Raw genomic sequence first — 21164 nt, 5'->3', positions numbered from 1 at the left:
TTCGAAAGCCACGCACAACTGGAGCCTTATCATGGACAAATACGACCGCATGCTCCTCAGCGCACTGCTCGAAGACGGCCGTGCGTCCTACGCGCAACTGGCCCGCACGGTAAACCTCTCCGCCCCTGCCGTGGCCGAGCGCTTGGCCAAGCTGGAGGCCTGTGGCGTGATCACCGGGTATCAGGCCAAGGTGGATTTATCCAAGGTGGGGTTGCCGATCCAGTGCGTGATTGAACTGCGGCTGACCAATCATGGCAGTCAGAAGGTGTACGACGCGCTGGCGGAAATTCCAGAGCTGACAGAATGCCATCGGGTGACCGGCGACCCGTGCGTGATCATGCAGGCGGCGGTGGGGTCGATGCCGGAGTTGGAGAATTTGATCAACCGGATCGCGAAGTTCGGGTTCAGCAAGACCTCGATTATTTTGTCGAGTGCGATAGAGCGGCGGGTGCCGTTGGGGCAGTTGGAGGGGAATGGGAAAAATGGTGGTTGAACCGCAAAGTCGACAATCTGAATGAAGCGGAAAAACAGAAGGGTCCTAGGCAGCGATAGGATTCTGCCTACTGACCATTCAGAAACCTGCCTTCAAAAGCCAAGTTTTCAATGGCCAGCAAGACCTATCTCTTTCATTTGAAGGATGTTTCCGAGAGAATCCTGGAGCCTTGCGTCAGCCGGATCCGGTAGCTAGTCTCGCCCCGTCATCGAAAAAATCGGTGATCGGACGTGCAAGTCCAGCTCGCAAAGGTGCACAAACGCCCTACATCTCAACGTGCGGTTTTAATGACCGACGTTTATCTGTTATGGCGGCTGTGCGCTGGAGACCTTCGGGGTCTGCCGGGTTCTCCTTTGCCCCGGTCTTGCACACCTGCGTACAGCTGCCACCCTCTTTCGCGTGCAAGCGAACGGTGATGGCTTCTTAATTCAGAGGAGTTACACCATGGTCAAAGTAACCCCCGATCCACCCCGTTTCCTCAGCGAAGACGCCCTGCTCAACCGCCGAGCCATCGACTATTACCTAAAAGCCTGCGCCCCGGATGCGCCCGCCTTCACCCTGAACGACAACCTGAGTTTCGAAGACGCCCTCGCCCATGCGGCCGATTTGCTGCATTGCGCGGTGGAGACAGCGCATTCATCGAATGAGGCGATGAAGGCGCAACAGCGGGCCGTGATGCATTTGGTGGAGATGGCGAAGGGGGTGGTGGATCGGGCGTTGGCCTGTGTACAGCCTCGCTAAACACCCCCTCCCACATGTTGAGTTTCACATTCAGAGCTTCAGTGTTCTGGAGAGCGTGGCGGGCTCAGAACCCGCGATGCTTCTTCAAATGCTCATTGATCTTCGCCGCCGGCACTTTCTGCAAGGTGCACAGCAGGTCGTGGGACAGTTCGCGCAAGCCGTGGGTACGGCGCAGTTCCTCGGCCAGGTGCGCCGTGAGGTTGGCCGCCATCTCCGCATCCGCCAGCGCCCGGTGAGCCTGGCCGGTGTGGGGCAGCTGAGCGAAGGCGTTCAACGTGCCGAGCTTGTGATTGGGCGCAGACGGCATCAGGCGACGCGCCAGCAACAGCGAGCAGGCAAATTTCTGTAACCGGGTGCGGCGGATCAAGCCCAATTCGTAATCCCAGAACTTCTGGTCGAACGCAGCGTTATGCGCCATCAGCGGCGTAGTACCGACGAACTCATTGACCTCGTTCATCACCCGCTCCGCCGGCGGCGCGCTGCGCAGCATGGCGTTGCTGATGCCGGTGAGTTGTTCGATAAAACTCGGTACGTGCACGCCGGTTTTCATCAGGCTCTGGTAGCGGTCCACGATCTGGCCACGCTCGAGGATGACCACTGCGATTTCCGTGGCGCGGCAGTGGCTGCTCGGGGTGATGCCGGTGGTTTCAAAGTCGATGACCGCTATACGTTCCAAACCTGTTCCAACTCCATCTGAAGATCTATTTAAGCAACAAAGCGCCTTCGATCGGCACATAACGGCTGGCGGCGCGAATCAGCGAATTGGCCGTCAGCCCCGGCACGCCATAGGCCACGGCTTCAACACCATGCTTGTGGATAACCCGGTCTAGGAGCATGTCGAAGTCCCCGTCGCCGGAGGCCAGCACGATTTCGTCAACGTGGTCGGCGGCGTCCATGATGTCGAGGGTGATGCCCACGTCCCAGTCGCCCTTGGCCGAGCCGTCGCTGCGCTGGATGTAGGGCTTGAGTTTTACCGTGAAGCCGAGGTTGCGCAGGATCTGCTGGAATTGCTGCTGCTTGCTGTCGCCACGGTCGATGGCATAGGCGTACGCCTCGACGATCTGCCCGCGCGCGCTGATGTCAGCCCACAGCGCGGCGTAGTTGAAGTGGCAACCATAGGCCTGGCGGACGGTGTAGTAGAGGTTTTGTACATCGGCGAACACTGCAATTTTCTTCACCGCACTTCCTCATGACAGCCAGGCGCCAGGGCCCGGAAAGGCTGCAAGTATGCCAGTCGCGACGAGGTTGTCGGGAAAAATCAGACCGGGGCGACGCAGCGCCCCGGGCCGAGGTGGGTCAGACGAAGGAATCGTCGTCGCCGAAAGAAGACGAATCGTCGGAATAGTCGCTGTCAGCGAAGCTGTCCGAATTGTTGCTGCCCCAGCTGTCGTTGCCGGCGTACTTCTGGTCATCATTGCCCCAGTTGCCGTTGTCACTGGCAGGCGCTGGCTCCTCACGAATGATTTCTTCCACGACTTGCGGCTGTTGCGAATTGTGGTTGAACAGGCTGCTGATGCCTTCGGCCAGCAATACACCACCGGCCACGCCGGCTGCGGTTTTCATCGCGCCGCCGAGGAAGCCGCTGCCCACCGGAGCGGCTGGAGCAGGCTGTTGATAATTCTGCTGCGGGGCAGGTTGGCTGAACCCAGGGCGCGCCGGTTCGCGCCAGCCGCCACCAGAAGAAGGCGGTGCACTTTGAGCCGGCTGCTGATCACGGGAACCACCGCCGCCAAAGATGCTCGACAGGAAACCGCCGCTGCTCGCCGGAGCAGGCTGCGCGGATTTGGCCCTCTGCAGTTCATCCTGCAATTGCTGGATCTGCTGCGCCTGCTGCTTGTTCTGCGCGTCGAGGCTCTTGAGCGCATGTTCCTGCACCAGGATCGACTGGGTCATGTAGTACCCGGCCGCTGGTTGGCGCGTCATGTGCTCCTTGATCCGCGCTTCGGCCTGGGCGTCGCGGGGGGCTGAGTCCGTTTCGGCTTGTTGCAACCGTGAAAACAGTCCATCGATCAGGGTTTGCTCTTCGCTGTTCATGGCGACCTCGTTAGATTGCCGGTAGAAATCGTGGTGTCGCCTGTGATCAGGCGCCGTGCTAGTTATGGGGGTGTTACGAGTTGTTTCAATAGTCTTTACTCAAGGTTTACGTTTGCTTACCGCCGGTGATGATCGGTTAAAGTGTTGCCCTTGCTTTCAGGCCTGCGATGAACTTGATGAATCCGTTAGACGTGCTGCGCGACTCCTTCCGTTTCACCCAACGCAACCTGGGCGCCATCGTCCAGTTGTGCTTGCCGTTGGTGATTTTCGAAGCCCTGCTGCAACAGGTGCTGAATCACGTGGTAGGCGAGGATGCATTCCCCGGCTACAGCGTGGTGGTGGGGTTGCTGGTGTACCCGCTGTACACCGGGGCGTTGATTCTGTTTCTGGATGCCCGCACCCGTGGCGAGTCGCCGCGCACCAAGGATGTATGGGCCATGGCCCTGACTCTGTGGCCGCGCTTTGCCCTGCTGACAGCCATGAGCACACTGCTGATTCTGCTGGGGCTGTCGCTGTATTTCCTGCCGGGGCTGTGGCTGATGGTGGTGCTGGCCTTTGCCGAGTACCTGCTGGTGCTGCGCGGCATGCCGGCGTTGGAGGCGATGAAGGAAAGTTTCCGCCTGAGCCGTGGGCATTTCTGGCGGATTCTGGTGTGCCTGCTGTGCGTGATGACGCCGCTGTGGCTGCTCAAGGGCGCCAGTGTGGCGGCCTACCCCACGCCCGCGCCGCTGCTGGGCCTGTTTCTGGACAGCGCCCACAGTTTCCTGCAGCTGTTTACCAGCGTGGTGCTGTTCCGTTTATTCATGCTGATCGGTGGCGATGCCGACGCGCGGTGATATGCTCCGTGCCACCTCTGAAACGCTATAAGCCGAGCCGATGACCCGTTTATTGCGCATCACCTTGCTGAGCCTGCTGATCATCGCGGGGCTGTTTGCAGCCATGGTCTACAGCCTGACCTGGCGCCCCGAGCCCAAGGAAACCCTGCCGGTGAGTTGCGTCGCGCCGCGTGCGCCCACGCTGCTGCCGGGGCAGGCGCTCAAGGTCATGACCTGGAACGTGCAATACCTGGCCGGCAAGAACTACGTGTTCTGGTACGACACGGTCGATGGCAGCGGCCCGGATGATCGGCCTACCGTGGAAGACATGGCCGCCAGCCTCGACGAAGTGGCGCGAGTGATCCGCGACGAACAACCCGACATCCTGCTGTTGCAGGAGCTCGACGAAAACGCCAAGCCTTCCCACTATCAGGACCAACTGGCCCTGCTGCAAGAACGCCTGGTCGACCTGTACCCATGCAGCGCCCAGGCCTTCGACTGGAAAGCGGACTTCGTGCCCGATTGGCATATCTTCGGCAGCGTCGGCCGAAAGCTCGCGACACTCAGCCGCTATCAGATCGAACACGCCGAACGCCTGCAATTGCCGGCACCCGAGGCCAACATCCTCAGCCGCCAGTTCCAGCCCAAGCCGGCCTTGCTGCTGACTTACCTGCCCCTGAGCGACGGCGGCCAACTGGCGGTGCTCAACACGCGCCTGGACGGTGACGCCCCAGGGCGCAGCGCGGTGCTGGAGCAGGTACAAACCACGGTCAAGCTGCTGGATAAATTCGAAGGCCGTGGCACGCCCTGGCTGATCGGCGGGGATTTCAACCTGCTGCCCCTGGGCCAGTTCCTGCGCCTGGACGCCACCAAACGCGGGCAGTATTCGCCAGACAGCGAGCTGCACCTGCTGTGGGACAAATACCCGATGATCCCGAGCAACAGTCAATCCAGCGGGATTGACCGTGAAAAGTGGCTGACCCACTTCCCCAACGACCCCAGTGTGGAAGGGCCGGATCGCACGCTGGATTACCTGTTCTACAGCCCGCGGATCAAGCGGGTCGAGGCGAAGGTTCGCCAGGAAGACACCTTGCGCATCTCCAACCACCTGCCGGTGATCGCCCGGTTCCTGCTACCCCCCGCGCCATAACCAACACCGTAAAACCCATGTGGGAGGGGGCTTGCCCCCGATGGCAGTGTGTCAGCCAATACCTCTCTCGCTGCCAGACCGCTATCGGGGGCAAGCCCCCTCCCACATTTGGACCCTGTGGTGTTACGACTTGCGAGGTTTTATCCGTGCCGTCGCCTCGGCCACCAACGGATCATCCGGCCAGTAATGCTTGGGGTAGCGCCCCTTCAGATCCTTCTTCACCTCGGCGTAGGTACTGCGCCAAAAGTTCGCCAGATCCTGCGTGACCTGCACCGGCCGCCGCGCCGGGGACAGCAGGTGCAGTTTCACCACCTGGCGCCCACCAGCAATGCGCGGGGTGTCGGCCAGCCCGAACAATTCCTGCAAGCGCACCGCCAGGATCGGCGGCTGTTCGCTGTAGTCCAGCCGCACCGACGAGCCCGACGGCACTTTCACATGCTGTGGCGCCAGTTCATCGAGGCGCTGGGGCAGCGGCCACGGCAGCAGGTTGTGCAGGAAGCTGGAGATATCCAGGTTGGCGAAATGGCTCAGGCGCGAGACTTTGCCCAGGTAGGGCATCAGCCAATCTTCAAGATTGGCGAGCAAAGCCTTGTCGCTGATATCCGGCCACTCGCTGGCTTTACCGGCGTCAAGGTGACGCAGCAGCATCACGCGGGCCTGCCATTGGCGCAGCTCCGGCGTCCACGGCAGCAGCTCCAGACCTTTGCGACGCACCAGGTTGACCAGCGCCTGGCTGCGTGCGGACTCGTCGAGGCCGGTGAGCGGTTCGCGGCTGAGCACCAGTTCACCGACTTTGCGTTGGCGTTCGGCGCGCAGCACGCCTTCGCGCTCGTCCCAGTCAAGCTGATCGACGTTGCGCACTTGTTCGGCAAGCACCGTGTCGAACAGCGCCGGATCGAAATCCGCCGCCAGGTAAATGCGTTCTTCACGCTGGCCCTGGCGGCTGCCCAGGTCGGCGATGACCAGCCAGGGTTGCTTCATCAGGCTGTCGGCCTCGGCGAACAGCGCCGCGCGGCCGTTGGCCAGGCGGTATTCGGCGCCGCCTGGGCGACGTTGCTGGGCGACGCGGTCCGGGTAGGCCAGCGCCAACAGAGCGCCGAGCCAACGCGGATGATCGGGATCCGCCACGGGTTGCGTGGCCTGGCCTCTCAAGTAGCCGCGATATTGTCGGGCCAATTGTTTGGCCCGTTGCACGCCGCCTTGAGTACCGCGCGCGCGTTCTTCACCGGACAGCAGCGCCAGGCGACTGTGCAAATCCGCACCGCCGCCGCGCAGGATGTCGCGCTCGCCCAACAGCGCGGCGACATCGCACGCGGTGCTCGCCAGCCCCAGGTCCTGCCCGCGCAACAGCAGATGGGCGATACGCGGGTGGGCCGGTAACTCGGCCATTTTCTGGCCGTGGGCGGTGAGTGTGTCGTCATTCAACGCGCCGAGGCGCACCAGCAAGTCCTGGGCCTGGGCATACGCGGCGGTGGGCGGCACATCCAGCCACACCAGTTGGGTGGGCGTAACGCCCCAGCGCGCCAGCTGCAGGGCCAGGCCGGCCAGGTCGGCGGCGAGGATTTCCGCGCTGCCATAGGCGGCCAGGCCTTCATGCTGGTCCTCGGACCATAGGCGATAACACACGCCCGGCTCCAGGCGCCCTGCCCGGCCGGCACGTTGCGTGGCGCTGGCGCGGGAGATGCGTTGGGTGTCGAGGCGGGTCATTCCGCTGCCCGGGTCGAAACGCGGTACGCGTGCCAGCCCGGCATCGATCACCACGCGCACGCCGTTGATGGTGAGACTGGTCTCGGCAATATTGGTCGCCAGCACCACTTTGCGCTTACCGGCGGGCGCCGGGTCGATGGCGGCGCGTTGGGCATTGAGGTCCAGTTCGCCATGCAGCGGGCACAACAGCACATCGCTGCGCTCGCCCAAGGCGTCCGCCAACTGCTGGTTGACCCGGCGAATCTCCGCCTGCCCCGGCAAGAACACCAGCACGCTGCCGGTTTCGTCGTGCAGGGCTTCGAGGATGGTTTGCACCACGCGTGGTTCGATGAATTCACCGGGCTGATAAGGGCGGCCCCAGCGCATCTGCACCGGGAACATGCGGCCTTCACTGCGCAGGATCGGCGCGTCGTCCAGCAGGCTGGCGAGGCGCTCCCCTTCCAGAGTGGCGGACATCAGCAGAATTTTCAGCGGTTGCTCGTCGCGAAACAGCTCGCGGCCGTTGAGGCTCAGGGCCAGTGCCAGGTCGGCGTCGAGGCTGCGCTCGTGGAATTCGTCAAAGATCAACAGCCCCACGCCCTCCAGCGCAGGGTCGTCTTGCAGGCGACGGGTGAGGATGCCTTCGGTGACCACTTCGATGCGGGTGTTGGGGCCGACTTTACTGTCCAGGCGAATGCGATAGCCGACCGTTTCGCCAACTTTTTCACCCAACTCGCTGGCCAGGCGTTCGGCCGCCGCACGGGCGGCCAGGCGGCGAGGTTCGAGCATGAGGATGGTCTGCCCGGCCAGCCAGGGCTCGCTCAATAACGCCAAAGGCACGCGGGTGGTTTTACCGGCGCCGGGCGGCGCTTCCAGCACGGCTTCATGGCGATTCGCCAAGGCGTCACGCAGGGCGGGTAAAACTTCATCAATCGGCAACGAATTCATACTGGCTCCAAAGCAGAGCGGCGAGTATAACGGCGAACTGCCGAGTGCCGACGATGGTCTCAAGGCCATTGCTATATAGTCGCGTATCCACCGTGTTCAGGAGAGTCTCCATGCGTATCGCTTCCCGTGTCATCGGCGGTGTCCTTGCCGTCACCCTGCTGAGCCAACTGACGGCCTGCGGTTCGATCTTCTACCCGGACCGCCGTGGCCAAATCGATGGCAAGATCGACCCGACCATCGCCGTGCTCGATGCCGTGGGCCTGCTGTTCTATGTGATCCCCGGCCTGATCGCGTTCGGTGTGGACTTCGCCACCGGCGCCATCTATTTCGAACCGGGCAAGACCGCCCAGGTCGACCCGGCCAAACTCCACGACGCCATCGGCGCCGACGGTAAGGTCGACAACGCCAAGCTGCAAAGCATCATCCAGAAGGAAACCGGCCGCCGCCTGCCGCTGGACGACCCGCGCATGATCCAGTTCAAGGGCAGCGTGCAGCAACTCGCATCCCTGGGCCTTCAACCCGCTGCCTAAGGACCGTCCATGACCAGCAGTCCCGAACACGCCAGGCTCTTGCGCCTGGCCACCCGCGCTTCGGTGGGCGTGGCCTGTGCGCTGATTATCACCAAGGCCATCGCCTGGTGGCTCAGCGGTTCGGTGAGCATGCTCGCCGGGTTGACCGACTCGCTGTTGGACGGCGTAACCTCGCTGTTGAATTTGCTCGCGGTGCACTACGCCCTGCGCCCAGCCGATGACGATCACCGCTATGGGCATGGCAAGGCCGAATCGCTGTCCGGCATGGCCCAGGCGCTGTTTATCGGCGGCAGCGCGGTGCTGATCGCATTCCAGGCCTACCAGCGCCTGCAACACCCGGAGCCGGTCGGCGCACCGTGGCTGAGCATTGGCGTGATTGTGTTTTCCCTGGTCCTGACCGTGGCCTTGTTGATGCTGCAACACCGGGTGATCCGCGAAACCGGCTCCAACGCCGTGCGCGCCGACTCACTGCACTATCGCTCGGACCTGCTGCTCAACGGCAGCATCCTGGTGGCGCTGGTGCTGGCAGGGTTTGGCTACCATCAGGTGGACGCCTGGTTCGGCCTGGGCATTGCCGCTTATATCTTGTGGAGCGCGATCCAGATCGCCCGGGAAAGTTTTGCAGTACTGATGGACGAGGAGCTGCCGCCGGAGGTCAGCCAGCACATGCTGGAACTGGCCCGTGGCGTGCCGGGCGTGTTGGGCGCGCATGATTTGCGCACGCGCATTTCCGGCAGCCACTGGTTTGTGCAACTGCACCTGGAGCTGCCGGGGGAATTGACGCTGTCAGTGGCCCACGGCATCAGCGACCAGGCCGCCGACGCCATTCACAAAGCCTACCCGCGTGCCGAAGTGCTGGTGCACGCCGACCCACGGGAAGTGGTCACGGGCAATAAGCCCTAGTACTGCACCTGATAGCCGCGACTGCTCAGGCAGTTGCCCTGGGCCTGGCGGTAGGTTTGCACCACCGCCGGGTCAGGCGCGTAGGTGACTTGCTGCGGGTCGAAGCCGCTTTGCTGCACCGCCCAGCGATAGCAGTCATAACCGTCCTGCTGCACCTGGGCCGGCGACTGCCCGTTGGCGGGATACGCCACCACGTCATAGCCATTGCCTTGCGGCGCGGGCGGCGGCGCGGGCACCTGCGTCGGTGGTTGCACCACCACGTACTGTTGGGAGCTGCTTTCGTAGGTGTAATACGCACCGGCCGCGAGGAAGAACAGCGTGCTGCCCACCCACACTTCGCGCGCGTAGTCCGGCAGGTAATGCACGCGGATGCCGTAGGGTGGCGTCACCACTACATAACGCGGGCCTTGCGGGCGATACCAATAGCCGCCGGAGTAGAAGTAATCCTGGCCTCGGTAAGGCACGCGGTAGTTGCGGTCGGGGAAGCGGTCGATTACATAGCCTGGGCGATGTTGCGGGCCTGGGCCCCAGCCATTGCCATGCCCATCGGGGCGACCTGGCCAGCGGTTGTCGCCGAGGCGCGAGCCTGGGCCGCCGGCTTCCCAGTGTGGGTTGCCGTCATTACGGCGCGGGATGTCGCGGTAGTAGCCCTGACGCGGTTCTTGGGTCTGGCGCACGGTGTCGGGGCGACTCTGGATCGGCAGGTTGTTCGACGGCTGCGGTTGAGGCTGCGGTCGCCCCTGCTCGTTACCTTGGGGGCGCCCTTGCCATTGGCCACCACCGTTTTGGCCACCACGATCAAAATGCTGATTCTGCGGGCGTGGTTGATTGTTTTCCGGCCGAGGCTGATTGTTCTGCGGGCGCGGCGGCTCATTCCCACCCCCAGGTCGCCCGCCCTCCGGCCCTCTTTCATGCTGGCCGCCGCCTTCACCACGCGGCCCGTTGTCACGTTCGTCGGCCAATGCCTGGACGCCAACGGTGACCATCAGCAAACCTACACCTGCCATACGCCAGATGCGCTTCATGCTATTCCTCACTGCGGATTAGGGCCTGTCCATGAGACTGGAAAAGCCAGGCCCGGTTCGCGGACAGGTTATCAGCAGGCAAAAGAAAAGGGGTGACCCGTCGGCCACCCCTTGAGAACTTCGTCCTGGCTCAACGCTTTTGGCGTTGGCTCACCTCACGCCGTCTTGTGGACAGTGTGCAGCCTGGAGGCCGGCTCAACCCTGCTGGGGTGGCGGCCGCAGCGGGCCTGATTGGGCGGGCTGCTGTGGACTGTTGTCCAGGCGGTGATTCTGTTGATAACGATACCCGTAGGCGCCCGACAGATGATTGCGAAGATTGCGTCAATAAACAGTGCTTGCGCAATTTTTAACCCTTCATAGATAATTCACCGCAATAGTTACGACAAAGGCCAACCCAATGAGCAAGCTTGACCGATACGACCTGAGTATTTTGGCGGAATTGCAACGTGATGCGAGGATCTCCAATCAGGAGTTGGCCGAACGCATCGGCTTGTCGCCTTCGCCGTGCTCGCGCCGGGTCAAGCAGTTGGAGGACGACGGCTACATCGCCCGCCAGGTCGCCCTGCTCGACCGCAAGATGCTCGGCCTGAGCCTGACCGCCTACGTGCTGATCGGCATGGACCGCCACACCCCGGAGCGTTTCGAGAACTTCGAGGCGGCGATCCGCACCCTGCCCCAGGTGCTGGAGTGCAGTTTGGTGACAGGTATGGATGCGGACTATCAGCTGAAGGTGGTGGTGCCGGACATGGATCACTATCAGAAACTGCTGCTGGGGCATTTGACCCGCATCGAAGGTGTGACCAGTGTGCGGTCGAGCTTTGTGCTCAATCAGGTATTGAACAGCACCGAACTGCCACTGACGCACCTGCGAACCTGAGATCAATATAAATCAACTGTGGGAGGGGGCTTGCCCCCGATGGCTGAGTGTCAGTCAGCCTATATATGACTGACCCTGCGTCATCGGGGGCAAGCCCCCTCCCACATTTGGATTGCGCTTCGACTCAGGTCAATGTTGCGTCTGTAACACTGCCTTATACTTCCCGCCTGCTCCTGTCGGAAAAACACCATGAACAACATCGACCCCGCCCTCTTCGAAGAATGGATGATGACCGGCCTGGTCACGATCCTGATCATTTTCATGGGCTTTATCGTCTGGGACCTGGCGAAGAAGTCCAAGGCCGGGCGCTTTGGCTCGTTCATTCTGTTCTTCGTGCTGGGCCTGGGCGTGGCCGCGTTCATCATCAAGAGCGTGGTGATCGGCCTGATCGAGTCCGGCGCCTTATAAGCGCGCCGGTACTTCCTTCCACTGGCCTTGGTCCAGGCCGTCGATCGACCAATCGCCAATCCGCACGCGCACCAGGCGCAAGGTAGGCAAACCGACAGCAGCGGTCATGCGCCGTACCTGGCGGTTGCGCCCCTCACGAATGATCAGTTCCAGCCAGTGCGTCGGGACGCTTTTGCGAAAGCGCACGGGCGGGTTGCGCGGCCACAGTTCAGGTTCATCCAACTGTCGGGCCTCGGCGGGCAAGGTCATGCCGTCGTTCAGTTCGACGCCTTTGCGCAGGCGTTGCAACTGTTCCTCGGTGGGTTCGCCTTCCACCTGCACCCAGTAGGTTTTCGTCAGCTTATGCTTGGGGTCGGCGATACGCGCCTGTAATTGGCCATCGTTGGTCAGCAGCAACAGGCCTTCGCTGTCACGATCCAAACGGCCCGCCGGGTAGATGCCGGGGATATCGATGAAATCCTTGAGGGTCGCGCGCCCGCCTTCGTCGCTGAACTGGGTCAGCACATCGAACGGTTTATTGAACAGGATCAACTTCGGCTCGGCCGGAGGCGCCTTGGCGACACGCCGCGCAGCGGAATACGGGGTTTTCACGCCAGGGCGGCGCGAATCGGGACGGGTGGGACGGGACATGGCAAAGGAACATCTAACGGTCAGGACCGACAATGCTAGTGGCCTGACCGTTAAATGACCATCCCAACCGCTTAGCGGAACGGCGGCTCGTCGAAGCTGCGCAGTTTGCGCGAGTGCAGCGAGTTGAGTTCGGTGCGCAGCAGGTCCACCGCCTCGATGCCGATCTTCAAGTGCTGGCTGACCGCACGCTCATAGAACGCGTTGGCCGAACCCGGCAGCTTGATTTCGCTGTGCAGCGGTTTGTCCGATACACACAACAAGGTGCCGTACGGCACCCGCAAACGATAGCCTTGCGCGGCGATGGTGCCGCTCTCCATATCCACGGCCACGGCGCGGGACAGGTTGATCAGTGGGCGTTCCTGGGCCCAGCGCAGTTCCCAGTTACGGTCGTCGTAGGTCAACACGGTGCCGGTACGCAGGCGTTTTTTCAGCTCTTCGCCTTTTTCGCCGGTAACGTTGGCGGCCGCTTGCTGCAACGCAAGCTGCACTTCAGCCAGCGCCGGGATCGGGATGTTCGGCGGCACCACGCGGTCGAGAATACCGTCGCGGCGCATGTAGGCGTGCGCCAGTACGTAGTCGCCGATGGTCTGGGATTGGCGCAGGCCGCCACAGTGGCCGATCATCAGCCAGCAATGTGGACGCAGTACGGCCAGGTGGTCGGTGATGTTCTTGGCGTTGGACGGGCCGACGCCGATGTTTACCAGGGTCACGCCGTGGCCATCGGTGGCCTGCAGGTGGTAGGCCGGCATCTGGTAACGGTGCCACACCACACCGGCGGCAATTGCCGACGCCTCACCGTGATCCATGCTCTTGTCGATCACCACGTTGCCCGGCAGCACCATGCGGATAAAGCGCGGGTCGCTGCGCAGTTGCTCCAGGCCATGCAGGATGAACTGGTCGACATACCGGTGGTAGTTGGTCAGCAGGATCCACGGCTGCACATGGCGCCAGTCGCTACCGGTGTAGTGCACCAGGCGGCGCAGGGAGAAGTCCACGCGGGCCGCATCGAACAGCGCCAGGGGCAGCGGGTCGGTGTTTTCCCAGTCGTACAAGCCATCGGCGATGCCATCGGTGGCGGCCGACAGGTCGGTGCTCGGGAATACGCGAGCCAAGGTCGCAGCGGTAACGCCGGAGCCGGCCAGTTCATCGCCCTGCTCCACCACGTAGGGGTACGGGATGTTCTGCTGGCTCACGCCGACTTCCACGGTCACGGTGAAGTCGTGCATCAGCGGCACCAGTTGCTCCAGCAGGTATTTACGGAACGCTGCAGGATGGGTGACGGTGACACTGTAGGTTCCTGGTAGTTGAACCTTGGCATACGCCCGGGTGGTCTGTGGGACTTCGCCGTGGCAGTGGTAAGTCAGGCGCAGTTCCGGGTAGCGAAACAGCGCACGTTGTGCGGCGTCGGGCTCGACGCGGTCTTTGAGGTATTGCTTGAGGGCTTGATTGAGCGCGCCAGTGGCACGCTCATGCAGGGCCGCCAGCCGGTCCACGGCTTCTTCAGCGGTTTGAACGACAACAAAAGCTTCGGTCACGGTAAGCATCCTGTGTTCTGACTTGCAGGCCTTTATCTTGCCTGTATCCCGGCCTCACCGAAACACCAGAGTTGGAATGCGGTAAATGTGGGAGGGGGCTTGCCCCCGATAGCTGACTGTCAGCCAACACATCTATCGCTGACACACCGCTATCGGGGGCAAGCCCCCTCCCACATGTTTACCGCATTTTAGTCCGATAGATTGGGGGTGGAACGGGTGACGAGCGCCGCCACATCCACACCACGCGGCAAGGTGCCATACACCCGAGCGGACGTTTCGCCCAACCGACTGGCGATAAACCCATCACTGACCGCCGCATTCCCCGCCTCCAGCAACAACTTGGCCTGTAATGCCACGGCGATGTCTTCGGTGAGTTGCCGCGCACGGTACTGGATGTCCTGGGTGTCCATGAACGCCGACTTGAGCTGTTCGATATGCCGCACAAGCAACTTGTCGCCATGCCCATCGCCCAGTTCGACAAACAGCGCCTCCAGCACACCCGGCTCTTTCGACAACGCCCGCAGCACGTCCAGGCACTGCACGTTACCGGACCCTTCCCACGTCGAGTTCACCGGTGCCTCACGGTACAGACGCGGCAAAATGCTGTCTTCGACATAGCCGGCGCCGCCCATGCATTCAGCGGCCTCGTTGATCATCGCCGGCGCACGTTTGCAGATCCAATACTTGCCCACCGCCGTCACCAGCCGGGCGAACTTGGCTTCCTGTTCATCGTCCAGATGATCCAGCGCACGGCCCATGCGCAGGCTCAGGGCCAGTGCGGATTCGCTTTCCAGCGCCAGGTCCGCCAGCACGTTCTGCATCAACGGCTGCTCGCTGAGCACGCGGCCGCCGACCGAACGATGGGCACAATGATGGCTGGCCTGGGTCAGCGCCTGGCGCATCAGGGCGCTGGAGCCGACCATGCAATCGAAGCGAGTCATGGCGACCATCTCGATGATGGTCGGCACGCCACGGCCTTCTTCGCCGATCATCCAGGCCAGGGCACCACGGAATTCCACTTCGCTGGAGGCGTTGGAGCAGTTGCCGAGTTTGTTTTTCAGGCGCTGGATGTAGAACTCGTTGCGCGTGTCATCCGGACGGTGCCGGGGCAGCAGGAAGCAGGTGAGGCCCTTGTCGGTTTGCGCCAGGGTCAAGAACGCATCACACATCGGTGCCGAGCAGAACCACTTGTGGCCCACCAGTTCATAGGCCTGCCCTGGCCCGCCCGCTCCCACCGGATACGCCCGGGTGGTATTGGCACGCACATCGGTACCACCCTGCTTCTCGGTCATGGCCATGCCGATGGTGGCACCGGCCTTGTGGGCGATGCCAACGTTGCGCGAATCGTATTGGGTATTGAGGACTTTCGGCAGCCAGATGTCAGCCAAGTCAGGCTGCAGACGTAGCGCAGGCACACAGGCGAAAGTCATGGTCAGCGGACAGCCGGTGCCGGCTTCGGCCTGGCTGTGCAGGTAGGTCATGGCGGCGCGGGCCACGTGGGCGCCGGACTGCGGATGGGCCCAAGGCAGCGACGGCAGGCCGTGTTCGACAGCGGTACGCATCAGTTCGTGATAAGCCGGGTGAAACTCCACGAGGTCGATGCGATGGCCATACCGGTCATGGCTGCTGAACACCGGTTTGTTCTGGTTCGCCAGGAACCCGGCTTCCATCAATGGCCCGCCGGCCAACGCACCGTAGGCATCGATACGCGCTTTTGCCCAGCCGGCACCAAAGCGGCGCGACCATTCCTGCAAAGGCAAGTCGATACGGTACAGGTTGGTGCCGTCCAGGGACGGCGGCTGGTTGGTGACGTCGTGGGTTTCGGCAAATTGATGCAGGTTCATGACGGGCCTCCAAGAAAAAAGGCCACGTTCAGTTGAGGCCTGCATTTCAGTTAAGCACCGTCATACCCCTTAAAAAAGTGGCATACCCGCCGATTGTCCGGCGCTTTTGCCCTCTAAAGGGCGCAACAACCGACGCTCCAACACCGCCTGCAATGCCTCGAAACGCACAGGCTTGGCCAGGCGCTCGGAAATCCCGATGCCATGGCACCCCTCACGTTCCGACACATTCAGCGACGTGCTCAAGGCAATCACTGGTAATTCGCCACAGCCCGGCAGCGCACGAATCTGACAGCACAACGAGAAACCACCCTCGGGAATATCCAACAGCACTGCGTCGAAATCCGCCGCCTGCAACGCCGCCAACGCGTTCGGGCCGCTGTCCACGGTTTTCACCCGGTAACCGAGCTTGAGCAGCATGCCGCGCACCGCCAACTGGCCGACGCTGTTGTCATCCACCAGCAGCACCGAGCACTCCTGGGGCGCACGTTGCTTGTCCGGCGCAGGCTTGGACTCGGGCGCGACCGGGCTGACCTCCACTTCCAGCTGGAAGCGGCTGCCTTTGCGCGGCTCGGAATGATGGGTAAGGCGCCCGCCCAGCAGCTCGATCAGTTGCCGGCAGATGGCAAGGCCGATGCCCAGGCCGCCGTATTCACGGGTGGTGGAACCATCCAGCTGGAAGAAGCGCTGATACAGGGTGGCTTCATCCAGGAAAGCAAAGCCGATCCCGGTATCGGTGACGATAAAGCTCAGGCGCAAGCGACCGTCGCTGTGGGGCACGCCGACCACACGCAGGCGTACCGAACCTTCGTGGGTGAACTTGAAGGCGTTATCCAGCAGGCAATCGAGGCACTGCAACAGTTTGTCGGCGTCGCCCAGCACACGGTCCGGCAGCTCGTCCGCCACGTCGATGGAAAACGCCAGGCCCTTGCTCTGGGCGCTGGCGCTGAACTGCTGGCGCAAGGTGTCGAGGGTACCGCGCAGGCTGAACACCTCGGGCTGCGCAACCAGGCGCCCGGCCTGCAACTCGGTGAGGGTAAGGATACCGTTGACCATGCGCATCATGTCCCGCGCCGAGCCGGCGGCGGTTTGCTGGTATTGCGCCAGGTCCGCATCCAGCGGCACGGTTTGCATCAGTTCGAGGGAGCCGATCACGCCGTTCATCGGGGTGCGCAGTTCGTGGGTCAAGGTGGCGAGGAATTCATCCTTGAGTCGGTTGCTGCGTGCCAACTGCAGGTTGAGCACTTCGAGCTTCTGGCTGGCGTCGAACAGGATCTGCGCCTGTTGCTCACGCATGGCATTGATGCGGTCGGCCAGGGCCAGGGACAACAACGCGACTTCGATCGCCGAACCAATCTGGCTGGCGTACATGGTCAGGAACATATTCGGCAGGTAGCCCAGCACCATTAGGGTATTCACCACCCCGCCGAGCAGGAACGCCGACCAGGCGATGATGAAATAGCGCGCCACCCGCTGCCCGCAATACCAGGCCTTGATGGCCGCGACAAAGATGGTCACGGTAAACACCAGCGCCAAGCCGGTGGCCAGGCGCAGCGCCAGGGCGTAGCTGGTCATCAACGACAGCAGCATCACCACACCGCCACACGCCACCAGCGCCAGCAACAGACGGTTGATCCAGCGACTGTGCTGGGCCGTGTGCAGGAAGCTGCGCGCAAACAGGCTGCCGAACAACGCTGCCGAGCCAATCAGGAACGGCGTCGCGGCATTCGCCCACCACGGGTTGTCCGGCCAGAAGTACTCCACTGCCGCGCCATTGACCGACAGCTGGTACATGCCGAATGAAGCGATATACAGGATGTAATAGAGGTAGCTGGTGTCGCGCACGCTGAGATAGATGAACAGGTTGTACACCAGCATGCCCAGCAACACGCCATAGATCAGGCCCAACACATACAGGCGCAGCGGCTGTTGTTCCAGATACGCGGTGCTGGACCACAGCGTCAAAGGCGCCTGGATCGAGCCTTCGCTTTGCAGGCGCAGGTAGACGGTTTTCGCTTCGCCCGGCGTGAAGTCGAGTTTGAACAGGTAGTTGTTCTGGCGAATCTCACGGGCGGCAAACGGCAGCGCATCCCCTGTGCGCCCGGCGAGGCGATAGGTGCCGGTGCTGTCGGGCAGGTACAGGTCCAGATGGTCGAGGGGCGGGTAGGCCAGCTCCAGCAACCAGGTGCGTTGGGCTTCAGGATTCTGGGGCAGGTAGTGCAGATTGACCTTGAGCCAGAACACCGAGCGCGAATAACCAGCATTCAGGGTGTCTTTATCGTGGGGCTTGAATTGCGTGACAGCGGAGGGTGCGCTGACATCGGCGATGGTGAGGGCATCGGTCGGGTCTTCGAGCACTTGCAGGGCTCGCCCCAGCGGCAGGCTTCGCGTGTCCTGGTTGAACTCGATGGCGCTGGCGAGCATCGGCAGCCCGCACAACAATAAAATCAGCAAATAGCGCATAGAGCCCCAGCGTGGCCTGTCCGGTTATGTCAAAAAAGCCCCCCATTCCTTTTGAGAAGACGTACACCGGCAATACAGTTAGTAGTTTGGATCCACTCTAGCATAGCCACTAAAGGCTATTAGACACCATTGAAATAATTTTTTGAAAGGCTCTAGAACGGGGCTTTCAGCAATTCGCATGCACTCATTTGGGTTGCTGAAACCTTCCACCCACGGTGAAAATCCTACTGTGCGCAACAGCCCCGCCAAAAGCGTTTGGTGGTAAGCTCGCGCACCATGAATATCTACAGCTCTCGCCCCGTTGTCCTCTGTCTCTCCGGCCATGATCCCAGTGGTGGCGCCGGCTTGCAGGCAGATATCGAAGCCCTGCTCGCCCAGGGTTGCCATGCGGCTCCGGCCGTCACCGCGCTGACTGTGCAGAACACGGTCAACGTCAGCGATTTCCGCGTGCTCGACCGCGAGTGGGTGCTGGCCCAGGCCAATGCCGTGCTCGGCGACTCCGAAGTGGCGGCGGTCAAGCTCGGCATGCTCGGCTCGACCGCGATGGTCGACACCGTGGTCGAACTGCTGCAGGCGCATCCGCACCTGCCGGTGGTGTGCGACCCGGTGCTGCGCGCCGGTGGTGGCGGCAGCCTGGGCAAGGACGAGGTCGGTTATGCGATGCGTGAGCGGCTGTTGCCGTTGTCGCTGATCGCCACGCCGAACCTGCCCGAAGCGCGCATCCTCGCCGAACTGCCCGAAGGCACCGCAGACGAATGCGCCGAGAAGCTGCTGCCCTATATAAAGCACCTGCTGATCACCGGTGGACATGGCGACGAGCACGAAGTACACAACCGCCTCTACAGCCGTGACGGCACGCGCCAGACCTTTACCTGCCAACGCCTGCCCGGCAGTTACCACGGTTCGGGCTGCACGCTGGCCAGCGCCCTGGCAGGTCGGATCGCCCAGGGCGAAGGCCTGGTGAGCGCCGTGCAGTCTGCCCTCAACTACACTTGGCGCACCCTGCGTGACGCTGAACAACTCGGCCAGGGCCAGTTCGTGCCGCGCCGTCTGCCGCTGGATTTCTGCTCTTAACAGCACGAGGCCTGCCTGATGAAACTACGTGGCCTTTACGCCATTACCGACAGCCAACTGTTGGCCGGCAAATTCCTCGCCTACGTCGAAGCGGCGCTGGACGGTGGCGTGACCCTGCTGCAATACCGCGACAAAAGCAGCGACGAGGCCCGGCGCCTGCGTGAAGCAGAAAAGCTGCGAGAGCTGTGCTCACGCTACAAGACTCAACTCATTATCAACGACGACGCCGAACTGGCCGCGCGCCTCGGCGTCGGCGTGCACCTGGGCCAGACCGACGGCCCGCTGACCCCGGCCCGCGCCCTGCTCGGTTCCAAGGCCATCATCGGTTCTACCTGCCACAGCCAGATCGAACTGGCCGAGCAGGCTGCCAAGGAAGGTGCGAGCTACGTCGCCTTCGGTCGCTTCTTCAATTCCAGTACCAAGCCCGGCGCCCCTGCCGCCACCGTCGAAATGCTGGCCCAGGCCCGTGCGCGCCTGCAGTTGCCGATCTGCGTGATCGGCGGCATCACCCTGGAGAACGCCGAGCCCCTGGTGGCCCACGGTGCCGATCTGCTGGCGGTGGTGCACGGCCTGTTTGGCGCCGACACAACCCAGGAAGTCACGCGCCGCGCCCGTGCGTTCAACGACCTTCTTAAAAATTCAGTTTAGAGAGCCCGATCATGTCCCGTTCCGAAACGCTGTTTGCCAATGCCCAGAAACACATCCCCGGCGGTGTGAACTCCCCCGTGCGTGCGTTCAAGAGCGTGGGCGGTACGCCGCTGTTCTTCAAGCATGCCGAAGGCGCCTACGTCACCGACGAAGATGACAAGCGCTACGTGGACTACGTGGGCTCCTGGGGCCCGATGATTCTCGGCCACAGCCATCCGGACGTGCTGGATGCAGTGCGCAAGCAACTGGAACACGGCCTGTCCTACGGCGCACCGACCGCCATGGAAACCGAGATGGCGGACCTGGTCTGCTCGATCGTGCCGTCGATGGAAATGGTGCGCATGGTCAGCTCCGGCACCGAAGCCACCATGAGCGCGATCCGGCTGGCCCGTGGTTTCACCGGCCGCGACAGCATCATCAAGTTCGAAGGCTGCTACCACGGCCACTCCGACAGCCTGTTGGTCAAGGCCGGCTCCGGCCTGCTGACCCAGGGCGTGCCAAGCTCGGCCGGCGTACCGGCTGCGTTCGCCAAGCACACCCTGACCCTGCCGTTCAACGACATCGCCGCGGTCGAGCAGATGCTTAATGAAGTAGGCCAGGACGTGGCGTGCATCATCGTCGAGCCGGTGGCCGGCAATATGAACTGCGTGCCGCCCGCGCCGGGCTTCCTTGAAGGCCTGCGCGAGCAGTGCGACAAACACGGTGTGGTGCTGATTTTCGACGAAGTGATGACCGGTTTCCGCGTCGCCCTCGGCGGCGCCCAGGCGCACTACGGCGTCACGCCAGACCTGAGCACCTTCGGCAAGATCATCGGCGGCGGCATGCCGGTGGGCTGCTTCGGCGGCAAGCGCGAGATCATGCAGCACATCGCGCCGCTGGGCCCGGTATACCAGGCCGGTACCTTGTCGGGTAACCCGCTGGCCATGGCCGCCGGCCTGACCACCCTGCGCCTGATCAGCCGCCCAGGCTTCCATGCCGAGCTGACCGACTACACCACACGCCTGCTCGACGGCCTGCAACAGCGCGCCGATGCCGCTGGCATTCCGTTTGTCACCACCCAGGCCGGCGGTATGTTCGGCCTGTATTTCAGCGGTGCCGACGATATCGTCACCTTTGATGACGTGATGGGCAGCGACGCCGATCTGTTCAAGCGCTTCTTCCACCTGATGCTGGAAGGCGGCGTGTACCTGGCACCGAGCGCTTTCGAAGCCGGCTTCACCTCGATTGCCCATGGCGAAGCCGAGCTGAAACTGACCCTCGACGCCGCTGAACGCGCCTTCGCCGCACTGAAGTAATAGGCTGCGAACATCCGGCACCGCGCAAACGGTGTCTGATTTGCTACTTTGCTTACAGATATTTCCGA

20 protein-coding genes are annotated in these 21164 nt (G+C 62.4%); 11 read left to right on the top strand and 9 right to left on the bottom strand.

Annotation, left to right across the window (positions count from 1 at the left end):
• The first annotated feature begins 31 nt into the window (after positions 1–31).
• Positions 32–493 (top strand): Lrp/AsnC family transcriptional regulator, encoded by a 462-nt coding sequence (locus NL123_RS03970; RefSeq protein WP_248484773.1) that lies wholly within the window; start codon positions 32–34, stop codon positions 491–493.
• 444 nt (positions 494–937) lie between these two features.
• On the top strand, positions 938–1234 hold the full coding sequence (locus NL123_RS03965) for a DUF6124 family protein (protein WP_494357251.1): 297 nt from the start codon (positions 938–940) through the stop codon (positions 1232–1234).
• A 64-nt stretch (positions 1235–1298) separates the two neighbouring features.
• Here the strand turns inward: NL123_RS03965 and NL123_RS03960 are convergent, their stop codons facing one another.
• The 3 genes from NL123_RS03960 to NL123_RS03950 all read right to left on the bottom strand — a co-directional run bounded on the left by NL123_RS03960 (position 1299) and on the right by NL123_RS03950 (position 3268).
• Positions 1299–1910 (bottom strand): 3'-5' exonuclease, encoded by a 612-nt coding sequence (locus tag NL123_RS03960; protein ID WP_494357250.1) that lies wholly within the window; start codon positions 1908–1910, stop codon positions 1299–1301.
• 25 nt (positions 1911–1935) lie between these two features.
• Entirely contained in the window at positions 1936–2412 is a 477-nt protein-coding gene (locus tag NL123_RS03955) for a LabA-like NYN domain-containing protein (protein WP_025858209.1), read from the bottom strand.
• A 118-nt stretch (positions 2413–2530) separates the two neighbouring features.
• Positions 2531–3268: a DUF2076 domain-containing protein gene (locus NL123_RS03950; protein ID WP_068932002.1), complete on the bottom strand. Its 738-nt coding sequence runs from the start codon at positions 3266–3268 to the stop codon at positions 2531–2533.
• Between the two features lie 176 nt (positions 3269–3444).
• Between NL123_RS03950 and NL123_RS03945 the strand changes: the two genes are divergently transcribed.
• Together NL123_RS03945 and NL123_RS03940 are read left to right on the top strand one after the other, a co-directional pair.
• Complete coding sequence (locus NL123_RS03945; protein ID WP_058427787.1) at positions 3445–4104, top strand: DUF7847 domain-containing protein; 660 nt, start codon at positions 3445–3447, stop codon at positions 4102–4104.
• A gap of 40 nt (positions 4105–4144) precedes the next feature.
• Complete coding sequence (locus tag NL123_RS03940) at positions 4145–5233, top strand: endonuclease/exonuclease/phosphatase family protein (RefSeq protein WP_248484779.1); 1089 nt, start codon at positions 4145–4147, stop codon at positions 5231–5233.
• A gap of 123 nt (positions 5234–5356) precedes the next feature.
• On the opposite strand, the gene hrpB is transcribed toward NL123_RS03940, so the two are convergent.
• Positions 5357–7867 carry an ATP-dependent helicase HrpB gene (gene hrpB, locus NL123_RS03935; protein ID WP_494357249.1) on the bottom strand — a complete coding sequence of 837 codons (2511 nt, stop codon included), beginning with the start codon at positions 7865–7867 and terminating at the stop codon, positions 5357–5359.
• Between the two features lie 110 nt (positions 7868–7977).
• Between hrpB and pmcY the strand changes: the two genes are divergently transcribed.
• Positions 7978–8397 carry a periplasmic Zn2+ metallochaperone PmcY gene (pmcY, locus tag NL123_RS03930; RefSeq protein WP_058427749.1) on the top strand — a complete coding sequence of 140 codons (420 nt, stop codon included), beginning with the start codon at positions 7978–7980 and terminating at the stop codon, positions 8395–8397.
• A 9-nt stretch (positions 8398–8406) separates the two neighbouring features.
• Positions 8407–9300, top strand: coding sequence for a cation diffusion facilitator family transporter (locus NL123_RS03925; RefSeq protein ID WP_093125738.1), 894 nt, complete (start codon positions 8407–8409; stop codon positions 9298–9300).
• Here the strand turns inward: NL123_RS03925 and NL123_RS03920 are convergent.
• A complete protein-coding gene (locus NL123_RS03920) occupies positions 9297–10325 on the bottom strand; it encodes a DUF6515 family protein (protein ID WP_494357248.1) in 1029 nt (342 codons plus the stop codon). The two genes, NL123_RS03925 and NL123_RS03920, sit on opposite strands and share 4 nt — an antisense overlap.
• Positions 10326–10722: 397 nt before the next feature.
• Between NL123_RS03920 and NL123_RS03915 the strand changes: the two genes are divergently transcribed.
• Both NL123_RS03915 and NL123_RS03910 read left to right on the top strand, forming a co-directional pair.
• The gene (locus NL123_RS03915; RefSeq protein ID WP_003194418.1) at positions 10723–11202 is read left to right on the top strand and encodes an Lrp/AsnC family transcriptional regulator; all 480 of its coding nucleotides are present in this window, start codon (positions 10723–10725) and stop codon (positions 11200–11202) included.
• Between the two features lie 198 nt (positions 11203–11400).
• Positions 11401–11610: a DUF2788 domain-containing protein gene (locus tag NL123_RS03910; protein ID WP_025999909.1), complete on the top strand. Its 210-nt coding sequence runs from the start codon at positions 11401–11403 to the stop codon at positions 11608–11610.
• Here NL123_RS03910 and NL123_RS03905 read toward each other — a convergent pair.
• The 4 genes from NL123_RS03905 to NL123_RS03890 all read right to left on the bottom strand — a co-directional run bounded on the left by NL123_RS03905 (position 11605) and on the right by NL123_RS03890 (position 18079).
• Complete coding sequence (locus NL123_RS03905) at positions 11605–12240, bottom strand: pseudouridine synthase (protein ID WP_494357247.1); 636 nt, start codon at positions 12238–12240, stop codon at positions 11605–11607. The two genes, NL123_RS03910 and NL123_RS03905, sit on opposite strands and share 6 nt — an antisense overlap.
• A 71-nt stretch (positions 12241–12311) precedes the next feature.
• Positions 12312–13784: an AMP nucleosidase gene (amn, locus tag NL123_RS03900; RefSeq protein WP_172963337.1), complete on the bottom strand. Its 1473-nt coding sequence runs from the start codon at positions 13782–13784 to the stop codon at positions 12312–12314.
• Positions 13785–13963: 179 nt separating this feature from the next.
• Positions 13964–15619: an acyl-CoA dehydrogenase family protein gene (locus tag NL123_RS03895; RefSeq protein WP_494357246.1), complete on the bottom strand. Its 1656-nt coding sequence runs from the start codon at positions 15617–15619 to the stop codon at positions 13964–13966.
• A 69-nt stretch (positions 15620–15688) separates the two neighbouring features.
• Positions 15689–18079 (bottom strand): hybrid sensor histidine kinase/response regulator, encoded by a 2391-nt coding sequence (locus NL123_RS03890; protein ID WP_248484794.1) that lies wholly within the window; start codon positions 18077–18079, stop codon positions 15689–15691.
• Positions 18080–18355: 276 nt separating this feature from the next.
• Here NL123_RS03890 and NL123_RS03885 point away from each other — a divergent pair, with 276 nt between their 5' ends.
• From NL123_RS03885 to hemL, 3 genes are read left to right on the top strand one after another with little or no spacing between them, the layout of a single operon-like run.
• A complete protein-coding gene (locus NL123_RS03885) occupies positions 18356–19153 on the top strand; it encodes a hydroxymethylpyrimidine/phosphomethylpyrimidine kinase (protein WP_049711392.1) in 798 nt (265 codons plus the stop codon).
• A gap of 18 nt (positions 19154–19171) precedes the next feature.
• Positions 19172–19801 (top strand): thiamine phosphate synthase, encoded by a 630-nt coding sequence (gene thiE, locus NL123_RS03880; protein WP_494357245.1) that lies wholly within the window; start codon positions 19172–19174, stop codon positions 19799–19801.
• Between the two features lie 11 nt (positions 19802–19812).
• A complete protein-coding gene (gene hemL, locus NL123_RS03875; protein ID WP_016973898.1) occupies positions 19813–21096 on the top strand; it encodes a glutamate-1-semialdehyde 2,1-aminomutase in 1284 nt (427 codons plus the stop codon).
• Positions 21097–21164: the final 68 nt, after the last annotated feature.

The sequence above is a fragment of the Pseudomonas sp. FBCC-B1565 genome, from assembly GCF_059133265.1.
The sequence above is the reverse complement of the archived record's forward strand: the minus strand, read 5'-3'. Positions and strand labels throughout refer to the sequence as shown.

Coding starts and splice junctions, on each gene's coding strand:
- NL123_RS03970 (WP_248484773.1), top strand. CDS start 32: ATGGACAAATACGACCGCATGCTCCTCAGCGCACTGCTCGAAGACGGC.
- NL123_RS03965 (WP_494357251.1), top strand. CDS start 938: ATGGTCAAAGTAACCCCCGATCCACCCCGTTTCCTCAGCGAAGACGCC.
- NL123_RS03950 (WP_068932002.1), bottom strand. CDS start 3,268: ATGAACAGCGAAGAGCAAACCCTGATCGATGGACTGTTTTCACGGTTG.
- NL123_RS03945 (WP_058427787.1), top strand. CDS start 3,445: ATGAATCCGTTAGACGTGCTGCGCGACTCCTTCCGTTTCACCCAACGC.
- NL123_RS03940 (WP_248484779.1), top strand. CDS start 4,145: ATGACCCGTTTATTGCGCATCACCTTGCTGAGCCTGCTGATCATCGCG.
- hrpB (WP_494357249.1), bottom strand. CDS start 7,867: ATGAATTCGTTGCCGATTGATGAAGTTTTACCCGCCCTGCGTGACGCC.
- pmcY (WP_058427749.1), top strand. CDS start 7,978: ATGCGTATCGCTTCCCGTGTCATCGGCGGTGTCCTTGCCGTCACCCTG.
- NL123_RS03925 (WP_093125738.1), top strand. CDS start 8,407: ATGACCAGCAGTCCCGAACACGCCAGGCTCTTGCGCCTGGCCACCCGC.
- NL123_RS03920 (WP_494357248.1), bottom strand. CDS start 10,325: ATGAAGCGCATCTGGCGTATGGCAGGTGTAGGTTTGCTGATGGTCACC.
- NL123_RS03915 (WP_003194418.1), top strand. CDS start 10,723: ATGAGCAAGCTTGACCGATACGACCTGAGTATTTTGGCGGAATTGCAA.
- NL123_RS03905 (WP_494357247.1), bottom strand. CDS start 12,240: ATGTCCCGTCCCACCCGTCCCGATTCGCGCCGCCCTGGCGTGAAAACC.
- amn (WP_172963337.1), bottom strand. CDS start 13,784: ATGCTTACCGTGACCGAAGCTTTTGTTGTCGTTCAAACCGCTGAAGAA.
- NL123_RS03895 (WP_494357246.1), bottom strand. CDS start 15,619: ATGAACCTGCATCAATTTGCCGAAACCCACGACGTCACCAACCAGCCG.
- NL123_RS03890 (WP_248484794.1), bottom strand. CDS start 18,079: ATGCGCTATTTGCTGATTTTATTGTTGTGCGGGCTGCCGATGCTCGCC.
- NL123_RS03885 (WP_049711392.1), top strand. CDS start 18,356: ATGAATATCTACAGCTCTCGCCCCGTTGTCCTCTGTCTCTCCGGCCAT.
- thiE (WP_494357245.1), top strand. CDS start 19,172: ATGAAACTACGTGGCCTTTACGCCATTACCGACAGCCAACTGTTGGCC.
- hemL (WP_016973898.1), top strand. CDS start 19,813: ATGTCCCGTTCCGAAACGCTGTTTGCCAATGCCCAGAAACACATCCCC.